Here is a 22,153-nt window from a genome sequence, read left to right as displayed (position 1 = left end):
TGATATTTTTAAAATTTGAATGCTTTGAAGCTTTAAATTTTTAAGGCGGATAAAAGCGGATTGGTCCGGACTGCAAAATACGGTAATTTGAACTTTTTAGCATTTAGCCGCTTTTGCGAATCGACGTTAAATTCGGCAAATCTTAAAAAATTGTAAATTTATAAAGAGTGCGTAATCCATATAAAATTTATCGCCGTTTCAAACGTGTCAAATTTCTAAATCGAACTAAATTTTAGTCTTTAAATTTTAAAAATCGCAACAAAATCAGCATACATTTCCAAAAAAGCCTTTTGACTAACGACATCCGGTTTTGCCGATGCTGCGCGCAGCGCGTGCGTCCGAAATTAAATCTCGCACCGATTTTACGGCTCGTTTCGTCACTTAGGACTACAAGCGCTGCTAAATTTGTCTTGAAGCGTAAAATTTATAATGTCTTTCCGGTCGATGCGGCAAAAACCAAATCGACACGAAAAAAAAGAGGATTAATCTATAAAATTCGCCTTAAATCCCCTTAGCTCATAAACCAGGTAATAATAGATAAGTTCGTCTGTTTTTAGGCTTTGGCCGCCAAATACAGGCTCTATCATCGCCGCGATCTTGTCGCAGACGCTGATTATTTCGGCCAAAAGTAGCTGGTCGTCCCTTTTTTTGGCGATGAAAACGGCGTATAGAAAAAATTTATACATTATCTTAAACTCGCCCAAAATCACATTTGAGATTACGCTGGCTTGCGTTTTTAGTATCTTATCCAGCCTTGCTTGCGCTTTGAGGAGCTCGGCTAGCTGCGTCTTTACGGCGCGCAGACGACTCGCGTCTTTATTAAAGAGGCTTCGTCTTTTGTATTTTTGCATTATGGCGCTTTGAGCTTGCAGGAGCTCGGTTATATCTTTGATATTTTTCGCGGCGACCTGTAGCTTGAGGTTTGCCCTCAGACTGATGCCTTTCTTTTCGCTTTTTATCGATATCGTTTGAAGTACCTGCGACAAATAGGCGCTGATGTTGGCATAATACTCCTTGCCGTCGCAAACGGCGGAAAAATACTCGCTGACTTTTTGCTCGACGCCCTTTATAGAGCTTGCCAGAGCGCTAAACTGCGCTGCATTCATGATCGCCGCCTCCAGCTTTATACCCATTTTCTCAAGCTCGCTAAGCTCGTTTTTTAGCCTATTTATATCGCCGGAGATAGGATGCTGCCTCATAGCTGTCCTCGCTGCAGTTTGTGCACTAGTTCGTCGTAGCTCATACCGGCGTCTGCTAAAATTTGCTCCAGCAGCTTGCCCGAAGCCTTCATGCCGCCGCTTTTTTCAGCATCAAGCAGCTGTTTATACACTCCTTCGATAAATTTGACTCCGTCTGCGTTTGGCTTGCGGCGGACGGAGTGATAGCCGATGATCTCGCCTTTAGCGTCCAGCGACGCCGTGACGTTAGCAAATACCCAGTAAAAGCCGCCGTCAAAGCTTCTGTTTTTGACGAATGCGAAAACTTCCTGCTTTGCCTTGATGCGATCCCACAGCAGCTTAAACACGATGCGCGGCATATCCGGGTGCCTGATAATGTCGTGCGGCTTAAACAAGAGCTGCTCTTGCGTCGCGCCGACGATTTCTAAAAACGGCTGATTGCAATAGGTTATCTTGCCCTTTACATCGGTTTTCGAGACGATAAAGTCATCTTCTTTTACGAAATATTCCTTATTCTCGTTCATTTTACGTCTTAAATTTTTTAGCGATTATAACCAAATATTATGCAAATTTAGCTTACTAATTTTTTAAATTCAGTATTTTTTAAGTGAGCTTGAGTAGGCGAGACGCAGGTTTTTAAAAAATTTGACGCCGTCGCCAAAGGAGTTTAATTTGCCGCTTTTTTCCGCCTTAAAATTTAAAGGCAAAGCGAGCTATTTTATAGTGTAAATTTAAGCATAAAATTAATTTTTTTAAATTTAAAAGTTTTAAATTTGCTAAATTTCGTGCCTATCCCGTAATCACGCAAAGACGGTTCGCGGTCCGGATAGACCCAAAAACACCGCTTTACGATCTAAATTTACTCGCCTTTATTTTTTGCAAATTCGGGCGCAAGCAAAACATCCGTAAATTTAAAAGACAAATTTAAAAGACAAATTTAAAAAGCAAAATTGAAAATTTATTAGGATCGCGCGCGTATGCAAAAAATTAAAAGCAAAATTTAAGCGGGTAAAACCAAGCTCGGCGGCGGAGTTAAATTTGCCGCCGAACCGAAATAAAATTTAAGCCCAAAAAGGCTTAAATTTAGATCGCTTTTAGCAAGATTTTAGTTAGCTTTTTGCTAAACGCCGACGGATCGTCGATAGCGACGCCTTCGTTTAGCTTGGCCATATCCAAAAGCAGCTCCGCCGCATCATAGATCATCGCCTCGTTTTGAGAGAGTTTTTCAAAGAGCTCGTGCTTTGGATTTATCTCCAGTATCGGTAAAATTTTACCTGCATTATGCCCCATCTGCTTTAGCATCATCTGCGTAGCGTAATCCGGATCGTTTTTATCGTAGACGATGACGGCAGCGCTTTCGCTTAGGCGCGAGCTTAGCTTCACATCCTTGACCTCGTCTTTTAGTATCTCTTTCATCTTGGTTAGTAGTGCAGCGAATTTACCCTCGTCGGCTTGGCATTTTTCCGGCTTGATCTCTGCGTCGATATCGGTGTGATTTACCGCTTTTATCGGCGTTTTGTCATAGTCTTGCACCATCGGCATGACGATAGAGTCTATCTCCTCGTCCATGATGAGTACTTCTATGCCTTCAGCCTTAAAGCTCTCTAAAAGCGGCGAATTTCTTAGCATCGTTTCGTTGTTTCCGCTGATGTAGTAGATCGATTTTTGACCTTCTTTCATCGCGTCTTTGTACTCTTTTAGGCTGACCAGCCCCTCGCGTTTGCTTGATTTAAAGAGGCAAAGGTCTAAAATTTGCTCCTTTTCGCTGCTAAATCCATAAAGCCCCTCTTTGATCACCTTGCCGAATATTTTATAAAATTTGATGTACTTTTCTCTGTCTTTTTCTTTTAGCTTGGCTAGTTCGCCCAGGATTTTCTTGACGCTTTGCTCCTTGACGCTACGCATTATGCTGTTTTCTTGCAGGATTTCGCGGCTGACGTTTAGCGGCAGGTCCTCAACGTCGATTATGCCACGGACGAATCTAAGATACGGCGGCAGCATCTCTTTGGCGTCGTCGCTGATAAATACGCTTTTAACGTAGAGTTTCACGCCGCTTTGATAATCCACGCGAAATAAATCAAACGGCTCTGATGCCGGCACGAAAAATAGGGTAGTGTATTCGATCTTGCCCTCGGCTTTCGTGTGAACGTAGAGTAGCGGATCTTCGCTGTCGTGCGAAATTTGCTTATAAAAGTCGTTGTAGTCGGCATCTTTTAGCGCGCTTTTACTCATTTTCCAAAGTGCGGAAGCCTTATTTATCTGCACGTTTTTGGTCTCGTACGAGCCCTCTTTTTCGCCCTCTTTAGGCGGCACGTACTCTTCTTTATCCGCAAATATCGCATACGGGATGTGGTTGGAGTATTTTTTGACGATGTTTTCGATGCGGTAAGACTCGGCAAACTCGTCATCTTTTAGATAAAGCGTGATCGAGGTGCCGTGGCTATCTTTTTGCGCGGGCGAGATTTCGTAGGTTTTTGCATCCGAGCTCCACATAAAGGCCTCTTCGCCAAGCGCTTTTTTGCTCACGACTTCGATTTTATCCGCGACCATAAACGCCGAATAAAACCCGACGCCAAACTGTCCGATGAGCGCGCTATCTTTTTTAGCTTGGCCGCTTAGCTTGTCCAAAAAGCCCTTCGTACCGCTTCTAGCGATGGTGCCGAGGTTGTTTATCAGCCCCTCTTTATCCATGCCGATGCCGTTATCGCTGATGGTTAGCGTCTTTTTGTCCTTGTCTATTTTGATATCGATTCGCGGAGAGTAGCTTAGACTTTTGTAAGCATCATCCGTGAGGCAGAGGTAGTTTAGCTTATCCAGCGCATCGCTTGCGTTTGAGATGAGCTCGCGCAAAAATATCTCTTTGTTTGAATAAAGCGAGTGTATCATCAAATTTAACAGCTCGTTTACCTCGGTTTGAAATTCAAATTTTTCGCTCATTTTTTCGTCCTTTGTTTTTAAAATTTTTAGCAGATTATAGCACAAAGTGCTAAGAATATCTTTAAACTTGATATGATTACTATCAACTAATCTAAAATTTGTTTCTCAAATTTGATTTGCCGTTGAGGCTAAAATTTGACGTTTGCTTGGATGGTAAATTCTGTCAAATTTGGAATTTGATTTTTTAAAATTCGGACGTCAAATTTAGGATTTGGACTTTTTAAATTTTGACGACCGGTTTTTAAAATCGACTAAAATTTAAGCTTTAAAACTTCCGCCGCGCCGTAAATTTTTGCCTTTTTTCTTAAAAACTCGCACTCTTGCAGTAGCTCGCAAAGTCCGTTTTTTAGCAAAAACTCTATCGCTTTAGCGTTATCAAGCGCCAAATTCGTTTCTATAAAAAATCTAAGCCCACCTTTGTTAATCTCTTTTAAGCTTTTAAATTTTAAAAACTCCTCGAAATATCTTATTTTCTCGCGGTAAAACTCCATAAATTTCGCGCTTTTTCCAAACCGCGCCGCCTTTAAATTTATGGCCTCGCCAAACTTTAAAGTAGCGCCGTTTTCATAAGCAAAGGAGCGCATATCGACCGCGATCTGTAGCGTTATCTCGCTCATATCGGCGTTCATGCTAAGCAGCTCTTTAAAAATCCCAAAGCCGTCCGCGCCGTAAACGCAGCTTAAAACAAATTTATCGTTCGCGTCTGCTCCGTGCCTAACCAGTAGCTTTACGAGGCGGATGACGTCAGCTTCGCTAAGATTGGACTTTTGTCCTGAGGGAAGCGGCATCAGTAGCAAAGCGGAGTTGCAAATAGGGCTAGCAACGACGGTTTTGTAGTTTAGATCGGGCTTAAATTTGAGCGCTTTTTCTATCCGCTCAAAGTTGGTTTCGCCGGCATTGTGCATCTTGACATTAAAGATAAAAGGCGTAAAAGGGCGATCACAATACTCGCCCAGCTCGTCGTTTACGCGGTGCGGGTTTTGCCGCAAAAAATCTAAAATTTGATCAAGCCCGGAGTCTATTTGCTCGCTTGTGGCGTTTTTGTCGTAGAAAATCCTAAAATCAGGTACGGATTTTAGCTGCTCGCAAACCTTGACCGCTTCGTCTTGATCTAGCGCAAAAAGCGGCACAAATAAAAAGAGCAGGGCGAGCGGCAAAAATCGTAAAGAAATTTTCATCATCTATCCTTCAAATTTACATACGCCGCGGTAAAATTCGAGCCATTTTGTGTTAAGCTCGCAAGCCAAAATTTGAAGTGATAAATTTAACTCGGGCCGTCTTGTTTAAATTTGCCCTTAAATTTAGCTTCATGCCGCTCGCTTACTGCGTTATGTTATTTGACTTCTATGAGCTTTAAGCTCTCTTTTGCGTCATAGTGCGTCGCGTATTTTTTGAGATTTTCGCACGAGGTTTGTAAATTTTCTTGCTTGCAAACTCCGTTTTTTAGCAGAAATTTAACCATATCCTCGCTATCTAAAACGGCGGCTAGTTTTGCAAAAATTTCCAGCTCTTTAGTCTCAAATTCGCTAAGCGGTTTAAATTTTAGCAGCTCCTCGAGGTAGCGCATTTTATCTCGGTAAAACTCGGCAAATTTTGCGGTTTTCGCAAACTGCCTTATTTTTGGATCAAGCGGAGCGTTTGCGATCGGCGGGGCGCCGTTTTGACCCATAAAAATAGCTATCCCACCAGCCACGCAAAGCATCGTTTCTTTGTTGCCGCGCGCGCCTTTGCTAAGAAGGTGGCTAAAAATCTCAAACGCTTCGGCATTGCAAGCCGTGCGCAAAAGCTCGGGCGAGCCGATATCCGCGCCGTTTGCTACGAGCAGGTCGATGAGGCGTATCGCTTCTTTTTGATCAAATTTATATTTGCCCTCGGGATCTATGCCAAGCGCGATAACCGCGTCAAGAGGCGTGAAAATCATAAATTTATAGTTAAGACCCGGCTTAAATTTGAGCGCCTTTTTTATGCGTTCAAAGTCGAATTCGCCTGTTTTTATGATTTTTACATTGTAGATAAACGGCGAAAAAAGACGGTCGTCAAATTCGCCGTATTCGTCGTTTATGCGGTGCGGGTTTTGAGATAAAAACTCCAAAATTTGATCAAGCCCCGCGTCTATTTGCTTGCTTGTGGCATTTTCGTCGAAAAAAATCTCAAAGCCCGGCTCTGGCAAATTTGAAGCAAATAAAATTTGAGTTAAAATCATAAATATAACGGCGCACTTTTTCATAAATCCTCCTAAATTTACGGCTTTTTACGAGGCGGTCAAATTTAACTTGCAGGCTTTAAGAGCTAAAATTTGAGCTAATTTGCTCACGGTAAATTTGACTCGAATTTAGCCGAAAGTCCATCAAATTTACCCGCGCGGCAAATTTATGATAAAACGCCGCTCTAAATCGCCGCTTTTTGCCTCTCGTTATCAAGCGTTTCTTGCATTTTCGCCCTTGCGTTTTCCAGCCACTCGGGCTCGGCGGTGTCGATGAGATCTAGACAGATGATTTTGATTTTGCCGTTTTTAAAGCTGAATTTTTTAACATCCATAATATCTGAGCCCATGATCACGACGGGCTGGATTTTTAGATTTAGCTTGTCGGCGATGATTTTCGCGCCGCCTTTAAAAGGCAAAAGCTCCTTTGAGTGCGAGCGCGTCCCCTCGGGGAAAATCGCCAACACGCGCCCTTTTTCGACGCGGTCCTGCGCGTCTTTTACGAGCTTGATGAGCGAGCGTTTGTTCTCGCGCTCGACCGAGATCATCTGCGGTATGTGGATGATCTGTCCGATGACGGGCAGGTCAGCGATCTCCTTTTTGGCGATCCAGCAAAGATTTTTAGGATAGACCTCCTCTAAAACGACGATGTCTAGCATACTTTGGTGGTTTATGATGATCATATTTGCGCGCTCGTCGAAGCTGCCGACGACTTCGAGCGAATAAAAGCCGAAAAATCGCTGACTCCTGCCCCAAAATTTCCTCACGGCGTGGATGTGTTTTTTAAAAAGCCACATAAAAAGTATGACTAAAAGTATGCTTATCAGAAACTCGACTGCGAAATACGCGGCTTTTGCCCTAGAAAATATCATCTTTTTTTACCCAGCCTATCTTGTCGTCGTCCAGTAAAATTTTGACGTAGTCCTCGCGTTCGCCAAGGATTTCCACTTTTTGCTGCGCTTTTGAAGTATAAAATACGCTCGAGTTTTGCGTAGGCAAAATTTTTACGTTTATATTTTGTTTTAATGTCGCGCCGCCAAACGGATTGTAGCTATAAAGGATATAAGCTCCAAGTCCGACTACAACGATAAGGAAGATCGCATCGCGCTTAAATAAAAAGGTAATTAAAAATATACCGAAAAGCGCATAAACTCCGATATTTTTGTAAATTTCAAATTTACTTTGCTTTGGATTTAGTCCGATTTGCGTGCTGATCTCGTCGTCTTCGACGATAACCGGGAGCGAAAAGCTCACGAAATCTTTTTTGGCGAGGCTAAAATAGTTAAAATCTATCGAGGTTTTTTCAGGCGAAAATATCGCAAAATAATATCCGCTTTGTGCGTCGAATTCGCCGCTAGCAGAATCCACGCCTTGCTTGATGATGTCCTTATCTTCGATGAAAAAGTCCGCGATGTTGCCTTTTTGCGCATTTACTTCGACGATCATTATTAGATTTTTGTCGTCAAATTTATTGGTTTTGTATTTTTTGACTTCGAGATTTTGAGCGACGACGTGGTTGTATTTCTCGCCGCTTTTTAGCGCTACGATTTGAGGTAGCGAAAGCGTCAAATTCGCCGTCTGGAAAAACTCGCCGTTGCGCTTTAAATTTACCGTGATTTTGGGATTTTGCACGGCTTTGGCGGAGGCTTCGGCGTAAATTTGAGCCTTATAAACGCCCTTGCCGTCGTTGTCCCAGCGTAAATTCGAGCTTAGCCATTTTAGATTTTCAGTTTCGGGCAATACGGTTTGCAAATCGACCGTGATGTTATCCTGGATATCGACTGAAAGCGTAAAGCTAAAAATTTGCCCGACATAGACTTGTTTGGGCGTATTTAGAGCCTTGATAATGATCTCGTTTGGCTGCACGCGCTCGTAGAGCTGGCTATCTTTTAAATTTAGCTCGGGTTCATTTGTCGGTGCGATATCTTGCAAGATAGGCTGGCGCAGATGCGTGCCTGCTCGGTTACCCGTTGCTTGATTTTGCGTTGAGGATGCCCTGTTTTGAGCGGTTCCGCTTTGCTCCGCGCCAGGGGCCGCATTTTGTAAATTTTGGTTTTGCTTAGGCTTTTGCGGGGCGGACTTGATCACTTTTTGATTTTGTTCCTCACCCATCATATCAAACACGCTAGGCTCGGTAGCGCCGACGCCATGAGCTAAAAAAAACAGAGCAAAAAAGGCTAAAAAGGGCTTTAGCAAACTAGCCCTTTTAGCATCCTTAGTCCGTCGTCCGTGCCCAAAAATTTCTCGCAGGCGCGCTCTGGGTGAGGCATAAGACCGAATATCTTTTTGCTCTTATCGCAAATTCCCGCGATCGCATCGACTGAGCCGTTTGGATTTAGCGGGGCGCCGTTTGCGTCGCAGTATTTTAGCAGCACCTGGTCGTTGTCGTATAGGCTTTTTAGCGTATCATCGCTCGCATAAAAATTACCTTCGCCGTGAGCGATCGGGATATTTACGACCTCGCCGACGCTTAAATTTGAGAGAAATTTATTTGCGTTTGAGACCACTTTTAGGTGGTGGTATTTTGAGATGAAGCTCAAATTTTCGTTTCGTCTCATCGCGCCCGCGAGTAGTTTTAGCTCGCACAGCATCTGAAAACCGTTGCAAATGCCAAGCACGTATCCGCCTTTTTGGGCGTGTTTACGAGCGGCGTTCATCGCGGGGCTAAATTTAGCGATAGCCGCCGTGCGTAAGTAGTCGCCGTAGCTAAATCCGCCCGGAAGCACGATAAGATCGGCGTTTATCTCACTTTCTTTATGCCAGATTATCTGCGTTTGGCAGCCCAAAAGCTCGAAGGCGTACTTCGTATCTTGCTCGCAGTTCGTGCCGGGAAACAAAACGATGGCGACTTTCATTTTTTGCTCTCGTAGTCGCACAAATTTATCTCGTAGTCCTCGATGACGGTGTTTGCTAGCAGCTCTTCGCACATTTTGGTTAGCTCGGCGCGAGCCTCGTCTTTGGTTGCGGCGTTTATATCCAGCACGATTTGTTTGCCTATTCGCACGCCGCTTACGTTTTTAAATCCAAGCGAACCAAGCGCATGCTCGACGGCCTTTCCTTGCGGATCCAAAACGCCGTTTTTTAGGGATACGTTGATGACGGCTTTCATTTTAAACCTTAGATAAAATTCTTTTTAAAACTTCTTCATAGGCGACTTTTACGCTGCCAAGATCTTGGCGAAATCTGTCCTTGTCGAGCTTTTCGTTCGTAGTCGCGTCCCAGAATCGGCAGCTATCGGGACTGATCTCGTCCGCTAGCAGGATATTTCCGTCTTTGTCGATGCCGAATTCCACCTTAAAATCAACCAGCTTTAAATTTCTATCCGCGAAAAATTTAAAGAGGATCGCGTTTATCTCGCGACCCATATGTTTTAGTCTGTCAAGGTCGTTTTCGCTTTTAACCAAGCCCATGATTAGGCAGTGCTCGTCGTTTATGAGCGGGTCGTGAAGCTCGTCGTTTTTGTAGTAAAATTCCACTAAAGTAAATGGCAAAACCGTGCCTTCTTTTATAGCAAGGCGCTTTGTTAGCGAGCCTGTGGCTATGTTTCTAACTACGACTTCAAGCGGGATGATTTTGCATTTTTTGACTAGCTGTTCGGTGTCGCTTAGAGTTTCAACCAAGTGGGTCGGGATGCCTTTTTCTTTTAAAAGATGAAAAAGCTGCGTCGAAATTTTATTATTTAGCGCGCCTTTACCGGCTTCGTTGCCTCTTTTTTGCGCGTCAAAAGCGGTTAGGTCGTCTTTAAACTCCGCTATGAGCAAATTCGCGTCGTCGGTTGCGAACATCTTTTTCCCCTTGCCTTCGTAGATCAGCTCCTTTTTTTGCATTTTTGCACTCCTTATTTTAGCTGCAATATTTTAATCGCGTCAATCGCCGATTTTAGCTGTATATCGTCGTTTACGTTAGCCTCGGTTATTATCGTTTTGTTGTCGGTATTTTTAGTCGCGTTTTTATCGCTGTTGCCGTTAATCTTACTTAGTTCGTTGGTTAGGTGTTTTTTTAGCTCGCTCTCTTTTATGGAAAAAGCGTTTTCATTTTGCTGAGGCACCTTGCCTGGAAATACAATGATATCGGGCTCTACGCCGGTTGCTTGGATAGTTCGGCCACTCGGCAAATAGTAGCGCGCTATCGTTAGTCGTATAGCCTCTTTGTCATCGACGGGCAGGATGATCTGCACGCTGCCTTTTCCGAAGGTTTTTTCGCCGATGACGACGGCGCGTTTATGATCTTGTAGCGAGCCGCTTACGATCTCGCTTGCGCTTGCGCTTCCGCCGTTAACTAGCACGGCAAGCGGTAAATTTGTGATTTTATTTGCTCTAGCGGCTTTAAATTCGCTGTTTTCGCTCTCGTTTCTACCTTTTTGAGATACGATCACGCCGCTATCTATAAATAAATTCGTTAGTTCCACGGCTTGGTTTAAAAGTCCGCCCGGGTTATTGCGAAGATCGAGGATGATACCCCCGGCTTTCGGATATTTTTTGATAAATTCCCCGGCCTTTTCGGTTACGTGCTTGTCAAAATTCGTCACGCGAAGATAGAGTATATTTTCCTTTTCGATCATCTTGGCGTAAACGGACTCGACCGAGATGATGTCGCGCACGAGCTTCACGTCAAACGGCTTTTGTTCGCCTTTTCGCACGATAGTTATGGTGATAGGGGTTTTCGGTTTGCCGCGCATTTTATTGACCGCTTCGTCTATGGTGGTGCCCAGAGTCGCGTTGCCGTCGATGCGAAGGATGATGTCGCCGCTTTTTATACCCGCCTTATCCGCAGGCGTATTTTCGATAGGCGAGATGACCGTTAGCGCGCCGTCTTTGATGCCGACCGTGATACCCAAGCCGCCGAATTCGCCGTTTGTTTGCACCTGCATATCCTTAAACGCCTTTTCGTTTAAAAATCCCGAATGCGCGTCAAGGTTGTTCAAAAGCCCTTCTATGGCTTTATCCACGATCTCTTTAAACCGTAAATCATCAACATAGTATTTTTCGATAGTAGAAATGGTTTTTGTGAGCTTTGAGAGCGATTGTAACTTGGAATTCGACCCGTCCTCGGTGGCTTTAGCGTTTAAATTTGCGCCAAAAACCGCTCCGAATATCATCGCGCCGGCAACACCCGAAAACAAAAACATCTTTTTTTTATTCAAAATTAATCTCCTGCCTTTTAAGTGGGGCTATTTTAGTTAAATTTGCCTAAAAATAGGATAAAAGATTTTTGTAAAATCAAAATTATTTTATATGTATTTATATAAAACCACTAAGATAACTTGACATTATATCACTAAAGCTATATAATATATTCATTATAAACTAAAGGAGAAAAAATGGCTAATTTAAGCGAAAATTTAACCGCACAAATGCAAGAACTGGTAGAAAAGGGCGTCGCACTCGCGATCCACGCGAAAAATCCGCAAACATTTCCGCTCCATTTACTTTGGGCGCTGGTCACGGATAGCGGCTCGCTGCTTAACCAAGTCTTTAACAAAATGAACGTCGGCAAGGACGCAGTGGAGCTTGAAGTAAAAAGCAAAGCCGCGCAGCTGCCGACAAGCTCAAACGTGAGCAAAGAAAACGTGCAAATTTCAAAGGAGCTCATAAGCTCGCTTGAAAGCGTAAAAGCCCTGATGGTGAGCCTAGGAGACAGCTATATCGCGGTGGATACGTGGATCATTTCGGCGCTTGAGCTGCCTGAGATCAAGCAAATTTTAGGCAAATTTACCGACGTTTTAGAAATCCGAAAAAATTTAGAAAGCATCAGGGCAGGGCGCAAGATAGATAGCCAAACCGGCGACGAGACGCTAGATAGCCTCGAAAAATACGGCATCGATCTCACCGCAAAGGCGCTAAATAAGGAGCTTGATCCGGTCATCGGGCGCGACGAGGAGATCACGCGAATGATGCAAATTTTGATAAGAAAAAGCAAGAATAATCCTATTTTATTAGGCGAGCCGGGCGTGGGTAAAACCGCTATCGTCGAGGGCCTCGCGCAAAAAATCGTGGCAAAAGACGTGCCTACTAGCCTAGCAAACAAACGCGTAGTAGCACTTGATATGAGCGCGCTGATCGCGGGCGCGAAATACCGCGGCGAATTTGAAGACAGGCTAAAAGCCGTCATAAACGAGGTAAAAAGTGCGGCAAATATCATCCTGTTTATCGACGAGATCCATACTATCGTGGGCGCGGGAGCTAGCGAAGGCAGCATGGATGCGGCAAATATCCTAAAACCCGCGCTTGCTAGAGGCGAGCTGCATGCCGTAGGCGCGACGACGTTAAAAGAGTACCGCAAGTATTTCGAAAAAGACGCCGCGTTGCAACGACGCTTTCAGCCCATCGACGTAAAAGAACCTAGCGTAAACGAAGCGCTTCAAATTTTACGCGGTATAAAAGAGCGCCTCGAGGTGCACCACGGCGTGACGATCACCGATAGCGCGCTGGTCGCGGCGGCAAAGCTAAGCGATCGCTATATCTCAAACCGCTTTTTGCCAGATAAAGCGATCGATCTCATCGACGAAGCCGCAGCCGAGCTAAAAATGCAGATAGAAAGCGAACCGTACGAACTAGCCCGTATCAAACGCGAGATCGTGACGCTGCAAGTCGAAAAAGAGGCGCTAAAAATGGAAGACGAGGCCAAAAATGCGGCGCGCCTAAGCGAAATCGAAAAAGAAATCGCCAATCTAAACGAGCAAAAGCACGCCCTTGACGGTAAATTTGAAAACGAAAAGGCGGTTTTTGGCGGCATTTCAAATGCTAAAAAAGAGATAGATAGTCTAAAAAGCGAGGCCGAGATAGCGCGTAGAAACGGCGATCTGCAGCGCGCGGCCGAGATAGAATACGGCAAAATTTTAGAAGCGGCCAACCGCCAAAAAGAGCTCGAAAAAAAATGGGACGAGATGAAAAAATCAGGCGTGCTACTCAAAAATCAGGTCGATGAGGAGCTGGTGGCTGAAATACTAAGCAAATGGACGGGAATTTCAGTCAGCAAAATGCTAACTAGCGAAAAGCAAAAATATCTGATGATCGAGGAGCATTTGCGCGAAAGCGTCGTCGGTCAGGATGCCGCGCTGCACGCTCTAGCAAGAGCCATCAAGCGAAACAAAGCGGGCCTAAACGAGGGCGCGCGTCCGATCGGATCTTTTTTGTTTTTGGGGCCTACGGGCGTAGGTAAAACGCAGTCGGCGAAGGCTTTGGCTAAATTTTTATTTGACGACGAACGCGCGCTCATACGCTTTGATATGAGCGAATACATGGAAAAGCACAGCGTCTCTCGCCTGCTCGGAGCGCCTCCCGGATACGTGGGCTTTGAGGAGGGCGGACAGCTAACAGAAGCCGTGCGCAGACGTCCGTATAGTGTCATACTTTTTGACGAGATAGAAAAGGCTCACAAGGACGTGTTTAACGTGCTTTTAGGCATCCTAGACGACGGAAGGGCGACTGATAATAAAGGCGTGACGGTCGATTTTAAAAACACGATCATCATCCTCACGTCTAACATCGCGTCAAATTTTATCATGGATCTAAAAGGCGAGGAGCGCGAGCAAGCGGTCAAAAACGAGCTTAAAAACTACTTTAAACCCGAGTTTTTAAACCGTCTTGATGATATGATAATCTTTAATCCGCTTGACGAAGACGGACTCATAAAAATCGTAGATATAATGTTTAAAGAGCTCGAAAAAACGCTGCAAAATCGCGGCATAAAAGCAAGCCTAAGCGAAGAGGCGAAGAAATTTATCGCGGGCGCCGGCTTTGACATCGTTTACGGCGCTAGACCTTTGCGTCGCGCGCTATATGAGCTGGTTGAAGATCCGTTAGCCGATATGATCCTACGCGACGAGCTTGAAAGCGGCGACGAGATCGTAATCGGTAGCGACAAAGAAAAAATAACTATATCTAAAATTTAAACCAAATTTACGGTCGCGTTTCAGGCGCGGCCGAGGCCGGTTACCCTAGACGAGGCGCTAAGCTTGCTTGACGTGCCGCTTTAAATTCGATTTTAAGGGTGCTAGCGCGGCTAAAGGGCTATATTTTGCTTTTTCATCGCAGGACATCGGGCTTACGCGGATATTTTGCCACCGAGCGATAAAGGGTGGGCGCGTCGCCGAGGTCGTAGATTGCAAAGAAATTTGCCGCACCATCGGTAAAGAGTTTAAAAGAGCGGTGTCGCCGCTGTTTTCGAGCTATTAAATACTTAAAATTTATCTAAATAAGTTTAAAACGACGCGTCTAAATTCGCCGAGTTTTGAAGCGTTAAATTTCGCCTAAAGCGATACCGTATAGCGAGCGCGAGTAAATAAAGGCAAATTTACGGCGCTCGTAGCTTAAAAATTGCTAAAATTTTATTCATTTCAGGATGCTTTCAGAGAAAATTTATGCAGGTAAATTTGGCTCAAAAAGTCAAATTTGATAGTTTAAACGAGCGATTTTGCCTGCGTAAATTTAGCAAAATCCTAAAAATTTAGCTGCAAAAATTTGGCGTATAGTAGTAAAAAACGAAAATTAAAACGCAAAAAGAGCTTAACAAAATAACATTAATTTTTAAGGCCGCGTTAAGACGCTTTACTCACGAATTTAAAACAAAATTTACAGCGTTTCGCATATTTTTCGCTGCCGGTTTTGCGGATAAAAATCCAAGGCCCCTTTAACTTAATCTCAAGCAAAAAAGTGGGGGGGGGGGGGTATTGAGTTACGATGAGAACTATGTTCTTGAAAAGTAACGAGCGTAGCGAAGTTAAAAATAAGTAAATTTAGCAGTGAGATTTCCAGCTCGCACACTCGCCTAGAAGCTTCGCTTTAAACTTTAAAATAGATGAAAGCTACTTTAAAGCTAAGAGAGTAAGAGGTCTTGTGCTTAGCTTCATACTACTGATAAGACGCACTCTCTTTGAGAAAAAAGGTAGAGGTGCAGCAAATAAAACACCGGTGCTTAACTTCGCTTAGCGTCGCTTCGCTAGCTACCGTCGTCTAATGGCTCGAGACCGCTCGTTACTGCGTCTTGAAAAGCTACGAGTGTAACGAAGTAGAGTTTAGATATAATAACAGTAAAGATACAAAAACTTTCTATCATATTCTACTAAAGATGATAAGAGAAAATCCACTTAAGTTTAATCGAGCCAAATCCAAATAACGACGTAAATTTAACCTTTTGCCGTGCGAAACGTAAATTTGACCCGCCCTCCGCATTTCCCGCCAAATTTTAAGTAACGGCAAATTTGGCATTTAGATTTTTAGACTTTTGCGATCGGGGTTATGACGACAAAATCCGGGTCAAATTTAAAAATACAAAATAAAACCTCGACAGATTGGTAAAGATTGGCTAGAAGTACTAATCAAACCGCCGTATAGCAAATATTTTTCATCAAATTTAAGCAAAAATCACAAACGATAAAGCCAAATTTAACAAAACGGCAAAATTTAAGCGCCAAATTTGTCCGAGGCACAAATTTACTTGACTGCAAGGCTTCAAGTTTGGCTAAAAAGGCGAAAATTTTCAAAAAAGCAAATTTGCAAAGTTGAAAAAGTAAAATTTAAGCACAAGATTGTCAAATTTTATAAATAACGTTAAAAAGAAGATGAGGCCTACACATACCCGCAAAAGGCTTGCGAATTCGGCGATGAAATTATAAAAACTAACCGAATTTTACGAAAACAAAGGCACAAATTTAAAGCCAAAAACTAAAATTTAACGCCTTAAAACACGGTTTTATAAGCCCGCTGCCGCCAAACCGCTCAAATTTAGCGGCTATTCTCCGCTCAGCTCCTCGGCTACCTGCGCGGCGAGCTTTAGCTTTTCGCTATCAAAATGCGTGTAAATTCGCGATGTGTTTAGACTCGCGTGCCCGAGCACTTCTTGCACTAAAACCAGGTCTTTTTGCTTTTTGTAAAGCATCGTGGCAAAGGTATGACGCAGCATATGAGCGCCGTTTTTTTCCTTACGGATGCCAGCTTTAAAGAGTATCTGCTCGACGATGCGGCTCACGTAGGCTTGCGTTAGACGCGTGCCTTTTTTATTGATAAAAAGATAGCCTTCTTTATTTATATAGTTTATCGCGATCGCGTCCAGGTGGGCTTCGATGAGGCGGCGTTTGATCATCACGACGCGGTATTTGTTGCCTTTGCCGCGGATTCTTATGACGTATAGTTCGCCGTCCTCGGCTATGTCTTTGCGCTTTAGACTTAGCGCCTCGCTCACGCGGATGCCGGTGAAAATAATGATTTTTATGATGAGCTTATTGCGGTTGGCATTGCTTTTAAAGTCTGCGTTTTCGATCGCCTCCAAAAATCTCTTAACCTCATCCTCGCTCATAAACTCAGGCAGCTTTTGTCCGCGCGCTCCGCCCACGCCGCCCCAATTTTTTAGCCCGACGTCAAAGACGTGCGCCTTGCCGTCCTCTTCGTTTTGCTTATCCAAAAATGCGAAAAAATTTATCGCGCTTATGCGGTAGTTTTTCTTGCTCGCGTCGCTAAGTCCGCCCGTGACGCTAGCTAGCACTTCGCTTAGCAGCTCTTCGTCGATCTGCTTTAGGCTCTCTAGCTCGTAAAATTTAAGCGTCTCGTAAATTTTTTTAAGCGGATTAAAGTATGTATTTATGCCCGTTAGCCCCGCGTTTCTAGCCGATTTTACGAGGCCGTCGAGCTGATCGATGTTTTTTATCTCGCGGCTTAAAGCGAAATTTACGCTTGCTAGCGCCTTTGGGTCGCGAAGCTCTTTGTTTGAGAGCGAGCTAAGCTTAAATTTGACGTATCTCGTGAGCCAAAATATAAACGAGTTTTCAAAACTATCCTTGCAATCAAGCGCGTATTTCAAGATCTTTTCCTTAAATTTATAAAAATTTGAAAAGCATTATAACCAAACGCTTCTAAAAAATAAATTTTTGATAGTCTAAAAAATACTTTTAGTTAAAATATTAATATTATCGTTTAAGCTAATATATGATAAAGTCATAAAATCATTTCAAATCAAAGGAGAAAAAATGCAATCAACGCTAGGTTCGCGTCGTAGCTTTATCGCTGCGGCGGGTGTTTTTATCGCCTCTACCGCGCTTAGAGCCGCTACGAATACTTTTGAAAAACCAAAGGCCCGCGCTACGGCATGGTCATCGACCTCACGCGCTGTATCGGCTGCCAGTCGTGCACGATGAACTGCGCGATGGAAAACAACGTCCAAGCAGGCGCCTTTAGGACGATCGTTTCGGAGTACGAAGCCAGCGACAAAGACGGCAACCGCGCCGTTATCGCCTCGTTGCCGCGCCTTTGCAATCACTGCGAAAACCCCGCCTGTATCGACGTTTGTCCGACGGGCGCCAGCTACCAAAGAAATAGCGGCATCGTCAAAGTAGATAGCGCCGAGTGCATCGGCTGCGCGCTTTGCGCCGAGGCCTGTCCGTATCACGCCAGATACCTTAGCCTGCAGACTTACAAGGTCGATAAATGCACCTTCTGCGACCACAGACTGCGCGCGGGCCTGCTGCCTGCCTGCGTGGAGACCTGCGTGGGCGGAAGCCGCATAATAGGCGATCTAAACGACGAAAACTCAAATATCAGGAAATTTTTAGCCGCTCACGAGACGATGGTACTAGATAGCCCGAAAAATACGCACCCGCAGGTTTTTTATCACGGCGTGAGCGAAATTTTGGCTAAGAACGACAAGGAGCTGCTGGCTAAAAACGGCTACAAGCAAGCGATCAGCTGGAGCGAAGAGATCGCGCTGTAAGGAGAAACGATGAAAAGACGAGAATTTTTAAAAAACGCGGCGATGATCTCGGCCGCGGGCGCAACCGCTGCTGTAGCGGACGACGCTGCTAAAATAAAAGACGACTACAAGCCGCAGGGCAGCTCGCTACAGCCAGAATTTAGCGTAAAAGACGGCAAAATTTTAATGAACGACGGGCATAGCGTGGTATTTTCGATGTGTCACGGCTGCGTGGCAAAGTGCGGACTACGCCTACACGTGGACGAAAAAGAAGACCGCGTGCTAAGATGCACGGGCAACCCATACCATCCGCTATCAAACGTGCACTGGGCGAGCTTTGAGACATCGATAAACGACGCATTACTGGCAACCACGGCTAGCGGCGAGGACGATCGGCGCGCCACCGTATGCGCTAGAGGCGCGGCGCTGCCCGAGATGATAGCTTCGCCTATTAGAATTTTATCTCCGCTAAAGCGAGTGGGCAAAAGAGGCGAGGGCAAGTGGAAAAAGATCAGCTTTGAGCAGCTCATAGAGGAGGTCGTCGAGGGCGGGGATCTTTTCGGCGAGGGGCACGTGGACGGGCTGCGAGCCATACACTCAGACGAGCTCATCGACGAGGCAAATCCCGAATACGGCACCAAGCGCAACCAGCTTTTGAGCTTTTATCTCTACGACGGGCGCTCGGATATCGTCGATCGCTTTATCAAAAAATCTTTCGGCACCGTAAATCACTACTCGCACGGCGGTATCTGCGGCGGCGGCTTTAGGGTGGGCGGCAAGATCGCGCACAACGCAAAGGGCTTTGCTCACACCAAGCCCGACTACGAAAATTCCAAATTTAGCATCTACTGGGGAACCTCGCCCGCAAACGGTGGAAATCCGTTCCAAAAGCAAGCTAAAATGGTCGCCCACGCAAGAAGCGTAAACGATGACTTCAGCTATGCGGTGGTAGATCCGACGCTAACAAACGCCGTCAAATTCGCCGCATCCGACAAAGGCCGCTGGATCGGTATAAAGCCGGGCACCGACTCGGCGCTCGCTATGGCGATAATACGCTGGATCATCGAAAACGAAAAATACGCCGCAAACTACCTCATGCAGCCAAATTTGGAGCAGGCAAAGCTAGCGGGCGAGATACATTGGTGCAACGCCACCCACCTAGTCATCACGCAAAAAGGCCACCCAGACTACGGCAAATTTGCGCTTGCGGGCGACGAGTGGCAGGTTTGCTCGCAAAGCGGCAAAATCCAAAGCTACAAGATAAACGAGCCCGCCAAGCTCTACTACGAGGGTAAAATTTTACTGGGCGGCGAGGAGGTCGAGGTCAAAAGCTCGATGCAGCTGCTAAAAGAATCAGCCCACAAACATAGCCTCGAAGAGTACTCTAAAATTTGCGGCGTGAGTATGGATGATATCTTGTGGCTGTGCGAAAATTTCACCAAAAACGGCAGGCAGGTTAGCACCAACGTCCACGGCGGCATGATGCACACGCAAGCGGCGATGAGCACGTATGCGATATTTTGCCTAAACACTCTGATGGGCACATACGGCTACAAGGGCGGCAGCATAAACGCAAGCGCGGGCACGCACGGATTTTTAAAGGGCAGATACGATCTGGAGAGCTTCGAGGGCGCATATAAGGCAAACGGGCTAAATTTATCCCGCTCGGGCAAGTATTACGAAACTAGCTCGGAGTTTAAACGCAAAGTGGCAGCCGGCGGTAGCGGCTATCCCGCACAGCAGCCGTGGTATCCTATCTCGATGCCGCTGGTAAACGAAACGCTAACCAGCCACGCCGCTGGCTACCCGTATAAGGTAAAAGCGCTCATAAACTACATGACGAACGTCGTCTACGGGCAGGCGGGGCTCGAGGCTGCGGTACTAGACGCGCTAAAAGATAGCAAAAATTTACCGCTTTTCATCGGTATCGACGCCTTTATGAACGAGACCAACGCCTACGCCGACTACATCGTACCGGACGGGCTAAATCTCGAAAACTGGGCGCTTCCGAATTCGCTTTGGGGCACGATAGCTAAAACCTCGGTCGTGCGCTACCCGGCCGTCGCCGCCAAGCAAGACCGCGCCGCAGACGGTACGGTGATCGACGTGGAGGCCTTTTATATCGCGGTGGCAAAGAGGCTCGGGCTAAAGGGGTTTGGCAAGGGCGCCTTTAAGGATAAAGACGGAAAGCCGATGGATCTGGATACGAAAGAGCAGTATTACGCCGCGGCGCTGGCAAATTTGGCCTTTGACGGAGCGGGCGTGAAGGACATCGACAAAGAGGACTTGAAGCTTAGCAAAATTTCAAAAACCATGAAAAAGCTAGAGCCGTTTTTAAAAGACGAGGAAAAGCCGAAAGTAGCGCACGTGCTGGCAAAGGGCGGTAGATTTGATGATTACGAAAGCGCGTATGCGGGCGATAAAACCACGGTAAAAGTGCCCGCCGCCACGCCTGCTGCGATCTACTACGAGCCTCTTGGCGGACACAGACACTCTATCACGGGCGAGTATATGCCGGGTACGCCTAGCCTCGCTCTGCCTGTAGCAAGCGACGGCACGCCGTTAGAAAAGTGTTTCCCGAAATCCGAGTGGAAATACCTCGTAAGCTCGCGCAAATCAAACATCCAGCACTACTACACGATCGTAAGCCCAAAGCTACGCGCGATACATCCGAAAAATTTCGTCAGGATCGCGCAGGACGTGGCGAGCGAGCAGGGTATCAAGACGGGCGATACGGTCAAGATCACGACGCCCTACGGCTCGCAAACTGGCGAGGCCTTCGTAACAAACGGCGTTGCTGGCGGCGTCATCAGCCTCGAGCACGGCTTTGGACACGACGAGTTCGGCGCTAGGACGCATTTCGTAGACGGCGAGCCCGTCTTTAGGCTGGAGGGCGCCGAGGGCGGGCTCAATCACAACAAGCTTGGGCTGCTCGATCCAAAAAGGGAGGGTAAATTTAGCCTCAACGATTGGTTGGTGGGCACCTGCGCCAGACAGGCGCTGCCTGCGAAAATAAGTAAAATTTAATCGGCTCGGCGGCGGCTCGGGTTTTTGCGGCTGCCGCACTAAATGGAATTTCAGCGCGGTTTTTGCTTCGGGCCGCTGCGTTATTTCGCTTTGAATTTTGCCTCAAGTCGCTGCGCTATCTCGACGCGGGAGCACAGAAAGCGTTAATCTTCGTTTTGGATTTGCTTTAAGCTGCGGCGCGAAGAGGGCTTGCAGGGCCGCGGTTTTAATTTTTACGTTGTGCGCGAGGCGATTGACTGAAACGGCCTAGCTAGTTTAGGCGAGTAAAGCTCCCAACCATCGCGCCGACGCCAAATTTGCTAAAAACAGAGGCCAAAATTTGCTTTAAATTTATTGCTAAATTTAATCAAAAGTTAATTTTGGTCAAAAATTTAGCGACTACGATAGCCGCTCTGGCGAGGGCATTTGGTTGCCGCGCCGCATTTCTCAAGTTTTTTGACAAAGGCGGGCCGAAACGAGCAATGCGTAAATTTTCGTTTTAAAATGCAGCCGTCAAATTTGATACGAATTTGACGGCCTTTTAAACGATAGAGTTTGTTAAGCAAAACGCCTAACTCGCTGCGAGAATTTACGCGCATTGCGGTCTAAAACGGTCATTTTTATCGAGTTTATAAATAAGCACCGAATCAGGCTTTACGTACAGCCCCTAAGACCGCTTAAGTTTCATTACAGCATAGTCTCTACGGTTTTTCGCCTAAAAACTGTCGTATCCGACAAATCGAGGCTAGCCTTGGGCGATCTTTACGCTCCCATCGTGGTTAAAATTTCATAGCCTTTTTATATTTTTCAAAGCTCCCGTCGTTTTGTAATGCGGTCTCTCTTGCAAAAGCTCGGTTCAAGCTCCGGCGTAAGCCGTTTATCGTCCTTATTTAGATCAAATTTAAGTTTTGATTGCGTTTTTAAAAGCGCCCAAATCGCATTAAAAAGCTCGATTTTTATCTTACGGTAGCAAATTTTAAACTCCGACCGACAGACATTTACCTCAAATTTCGCCGATAAAACCGCTAAAACTATCGGCGACGGCATCAAATTTACGACAAATCCGTGCCGTAAATCAAGATTTTCGCAACAAACCCGCATAAATTTGACGATAAAATCACGCAAAAATCGCCCAAATCCGCCACAA

At 45.6% G+C, this 22,153-nt stretch carries 16 protein-coding genes; 3 read left to right on the top strand and 13 right to left on the bottom strand.

Features of this window, described 5'->3' with window-relative positions; all coding sequences use genetic code 11:
• Nucleotides 1–482: 482 nt before the first annotated feature.
• The 11 genes from CRECT_RS05995 to CRECT_RS05945 all read right to left on the bottom strand — a co-directional run bounded on the left by CRECT_RS05995 (nt 483) and on the right by CRECT_RS05945 (nt 11,446).
• A complete protein-coding gene (locus CRECT_RS05995) occupies nt 483–1,199 on the bottom strand; it encodes a hypothetical protein (protein WP_004319944.1) in 717 nt (238 codons plus the stop codon).
• Complete coding sequence (locus tag CRECT_RS05990) at nt 1,196–1,702, bottom strand: PAS domain-containing protein (RefSeq protein ID WP_004319965.1); 507 nt, start codon at nt 1,700–1,702, stop codon at nt 1,196–1,198. Before CRECT_RS05990 ends, CRECT_RS05995 begins: the two co-directional genes overlap by 4 nt.
• A gap of 559 nt (nt 1,703–2,261) precedes the next feature.
• Nucleotides 2,262–4,115, bottom strand: coding sequence for a molecular chaperone HtpG (gene htpG, locus CRECT_RS05985; protein ID WP_039888281.1), 1,854 nt, complete (start codon nt 4,113–4,115; stop codon nt 2,262–2,264).
• Between the two features lie 251 nt (nt 4,116–4,366).
• Entirely contained in the window at nt 4,367–5,293 is a 927-nt protein-coding gene (locus CRECT_RS12585) for a hypothetical protein (protein WP_004320012.1), read from the bottom strand.
• Nucleotides 5,294–5,448: 155 nt separating this feature from the next.
• Nucleotides 5,449–6,342 (bottom strand): hypothetical protein, encoded by an 894-nt coding sequence (locus CRECT_RS05975; protein WP_004319929.1) that lies wholly within the window; start codon nt 6,340–6,342, stop codon nt 5,449–5,451.
• A 161-nt stretch (nt 6,343–6,503) separates the two neighbouring features.
• On the bottom strand, nt 6,504–7,190 hold the full coding sequence (locus CRECT_RS05970; protein WP_004319980.1) for a lysophospholipid acyltransferase family protein: 687 nt from the start codon (nt 7,188–7,190) through the stop codon (nt 6,504–6,506).
• The gene (locus CRECT_RS05965; RefSeq protein ID WP_004319990.1) at nt 7,177–8,514 is read right to left on the bottom strand and encodes an SH3 domain-containing protein; all 1,338 of its coding nucleotides are present in this window, start codon (nt 8,512–8,514) and stop codon (nt 7,177–7,179) included. Before CRECT_RS05965 ends, CRECT_RS05970 begins: the two co-directional genes overlap by 14 nt.
• A complete protein-coding gene (gene purQ, locus CRECT_RS05960; protein ID WP_004320014.1) occupies nt 8,508–9,173 on the bottom strand; it encodes a phosphoribosylformylglycinamidine synthase I in 666 nt (221 codons plus the stop codon). Before purQ ends, CRECT_RS05965 begins: the two co-directional genes overlap by 7 nt.
• Nucleotides 9,170–9,427, bottom strand: a complete 258-nt coding sequence (gene purS, locus CRECT_RS05955; RefSeq protein WP_004319933.1) for a phosphoribosylformylglycinamidine synthase subunit PurS — start codon at nt 9,425–9,427, stop codon at nt 9,170–9,172. The genes purQ and purS overlap by 4 nt, the downstream gene beginning before the upstream one ends.
• Before the next feature lies 1 nt (nt 9,428).
• Nucleotides 9,429–10,145, bottom strand: coding sequence for a phosphoribosylaminoimidazolesuccinocarboxamide synthase (gene purC / locus CRECT_RS05950; RefSeq protein ID WP_004319955.1), 717 nt, complete (start codon nt 10,143–10,145; stop codon nt 9,429–9,431).
• 11 nt (nt 10,146–10,156) lie between these two features.
• Complete coding sequence (locus tag CRECT_RS05945; protein WP_375804296.1) at nt 10,157–11,446, bottom strand: S41 family peptidase; 1,290 nt, start codon at nt 11,444–11,446, stop codon at nt 10,157–10,159.
• A 192-nt stretch (nt 11,447–11,638) separates the two neighbouring features.
• Between CRECT_RS05945 and CRECT_RS05940 the strand changes: the two genes are divergently transcribed.
• Nucleotides 11,639–14,212 carry an ATP-dependent Clp protease ATP-binding subunit gene (locus CRECT_RS05940; RefSeq protein ID WP_004319959.1) on the top strand — a complete coding sequence of 858 codons (2,574 nt, stop codon included), beginning with the start codon at nt 11,639–11,641 and terminating at the stop codon, nt 14,210–14,212.
• Nucleotides 14,213–16,050: 1,838 nt separating this feature from the next.
• Here the strand turns inward: CRECT_RS05940 and CRECT_RS05935 are convergent.
• The gene (locus tag CRECT_RS05935) at nt 16,051–17,115 is read right to left on the bottom strand and encodes a tyrosine-type recombinase/integrase (protein WP_004320795.1); all 1,065 of its coding nucleotides are present in this window, start codon (nt 17,113–17,115) and stop codon (nt 16,051–16,053) included.
• A gap of 285 nt (nt 17,116–17,400) precedes the next feature.
• Between CRECT_RS05935 and CRECT_RS05930 the strand changes: the two genes are divergently transcribed.
• Both CRECT_RS05930 and CRECT_RS05925 read left to right on the top strand, forming a co-directional pair.
• Nucleotides 17,401–18,021, top strand: a complete 621-nt coding sequence (locus tag CRECT_RS05930) for a 4Fe-4S dicluster domain-containing protein (protein ID WP_004320803.1) — start codon at nt 17,401–17,403, stop codon at nt 18,019–18,021.
• 9 nt (nt 18,022–18,030) lie between these two features.
• Nucleotides 18,031–21,027: a molybdopterin dinucleotide binding domain-containing protein gene (locus tag CRECT_RS05925; RefSeq protein WP_004320785.1), complete on the top strand. Its 2,997-nt coding sequence runs from the start codon at nt 18,031–18,033 to the stop codon at nt 21,025–21,027.
• Nucleotides 21,028–21,813: 786 nt separating this feature from the next.
• Here the strand turns inward: CRECT_RS05925 and CRECT_RS05920 are convergent.
• On the bottom strand, nt 21,814–22,131 hold the full coding sequence (locus CRECT_RS05920) for a hypothetical protein (RefSeq protein WP_004320789.1): 318 nt from the start codon (nt 22,129–22,131) through the stop codon (nt 21,814–21,816).
• Nucleotides 22,132–22,153 lie beyond the last annotated feature (22 nt).

Origin of the sequence: Campylobacter rectus (assembly GCF_004803795.1) — a bacterium.
Classification (GTDB): Bacteria; Campylobacterota; Campylobacteria; order Campylobacterales; family Campylobacteraceae; genus Campylobacter_A; species Campylobacter_A rectus.
Note: the sequence above shows the minus strand (reverse complement) of the source record. Positions and strands in the feature narration are given on the sequence as shown.

Coding starts and splice junctions, on each gene's coding strand:
- CRECT_RS05995 (WP_004319944.1), bottom strand. CDS start 1,199: ATGAGGCAGCATCCTATCTCCGGCGATATAAATAGGCTAAAAAACGAG.
- CRECT_RS05990 (WP_004319965.1), bottom strand. CDS start 1,702: ATGAACGAGAATAAGGAATATTTCGTAAAAGAAGATGACTTTATCGTC.
- htpG (WP_039888281.1), bottom strand. CDS start 4,115: ATGAGCGAAAAATTTGAATTTCAAACCGAGGTAAACGAGCTGTTAAAT.
- CRECT_RS12585 (WP_004320012.1), bottom strand. CDS start 5,293: ATGAAAATTTCTTTACGATTTTTGCCGCTCGCCCTGCTCTTTTTATTT.
- CRECT_RS05975 (WP_004319929.1), bottom strand. CDS start 6,342: ATGAAAAAGTGCGCCGTTATATTTATGATTTTAACTCAAATTTTATTT.
- CRECT_RS05970 (WP_004319980.1), bottom strand. CDS start 7,190: ATGATATTTTCTAGGGCAAAAGCCGCGTATTTCGCAGTCGAGTTTCTG.
- purQ (WP_004320014.1), bottom strand. CDS start 9,173: ATGAAAGTCGCCATCGTTTTGTTTCCCGGCACGAACTGCGAGCAAGAT.
- purS (WP_004319933.1), bottom strand. CDS start 9,427: ATGAAAGCCGTCATCAACGTATCCCTAAAAAACGGCGTTTTGGATCCG.
- purC (WP_004319955.1), bottom strand. CDS start 10,145: ATGCAAAAAAAGGAGCTGATCTACGAAGGCAAGGGGAAAAAGATGTTC.
- CRECT_RS05945 (WP_375804296.1), bottom strand. CDS start 11,446: ATGTTTTTGTTTTCGGGTGTTGCCGGCGCGATGATATTCGGAGCGGTT.
- CRECT_RS05940 (WP_004319959.1), top strand. CDS start 11,639: ATGGCTAATTTAAGCGAAAATTTAACCGCACAAATGCAAGAACTGGTA.
- CRECT_RS05930 (WP_004320803.1), top strand. CDS start 17,401: ATGGTCATCGACCTCACGCGCTGTATCGGCTGCCAGTCGTGCACGATG.
- CRECT_RS05925 (WP_004320785.1), top strand. CDS start 18,031: ATGAAAAGACGAGAATTTTTAAAAAACGCGGCGATGATCTCGGCCGCG.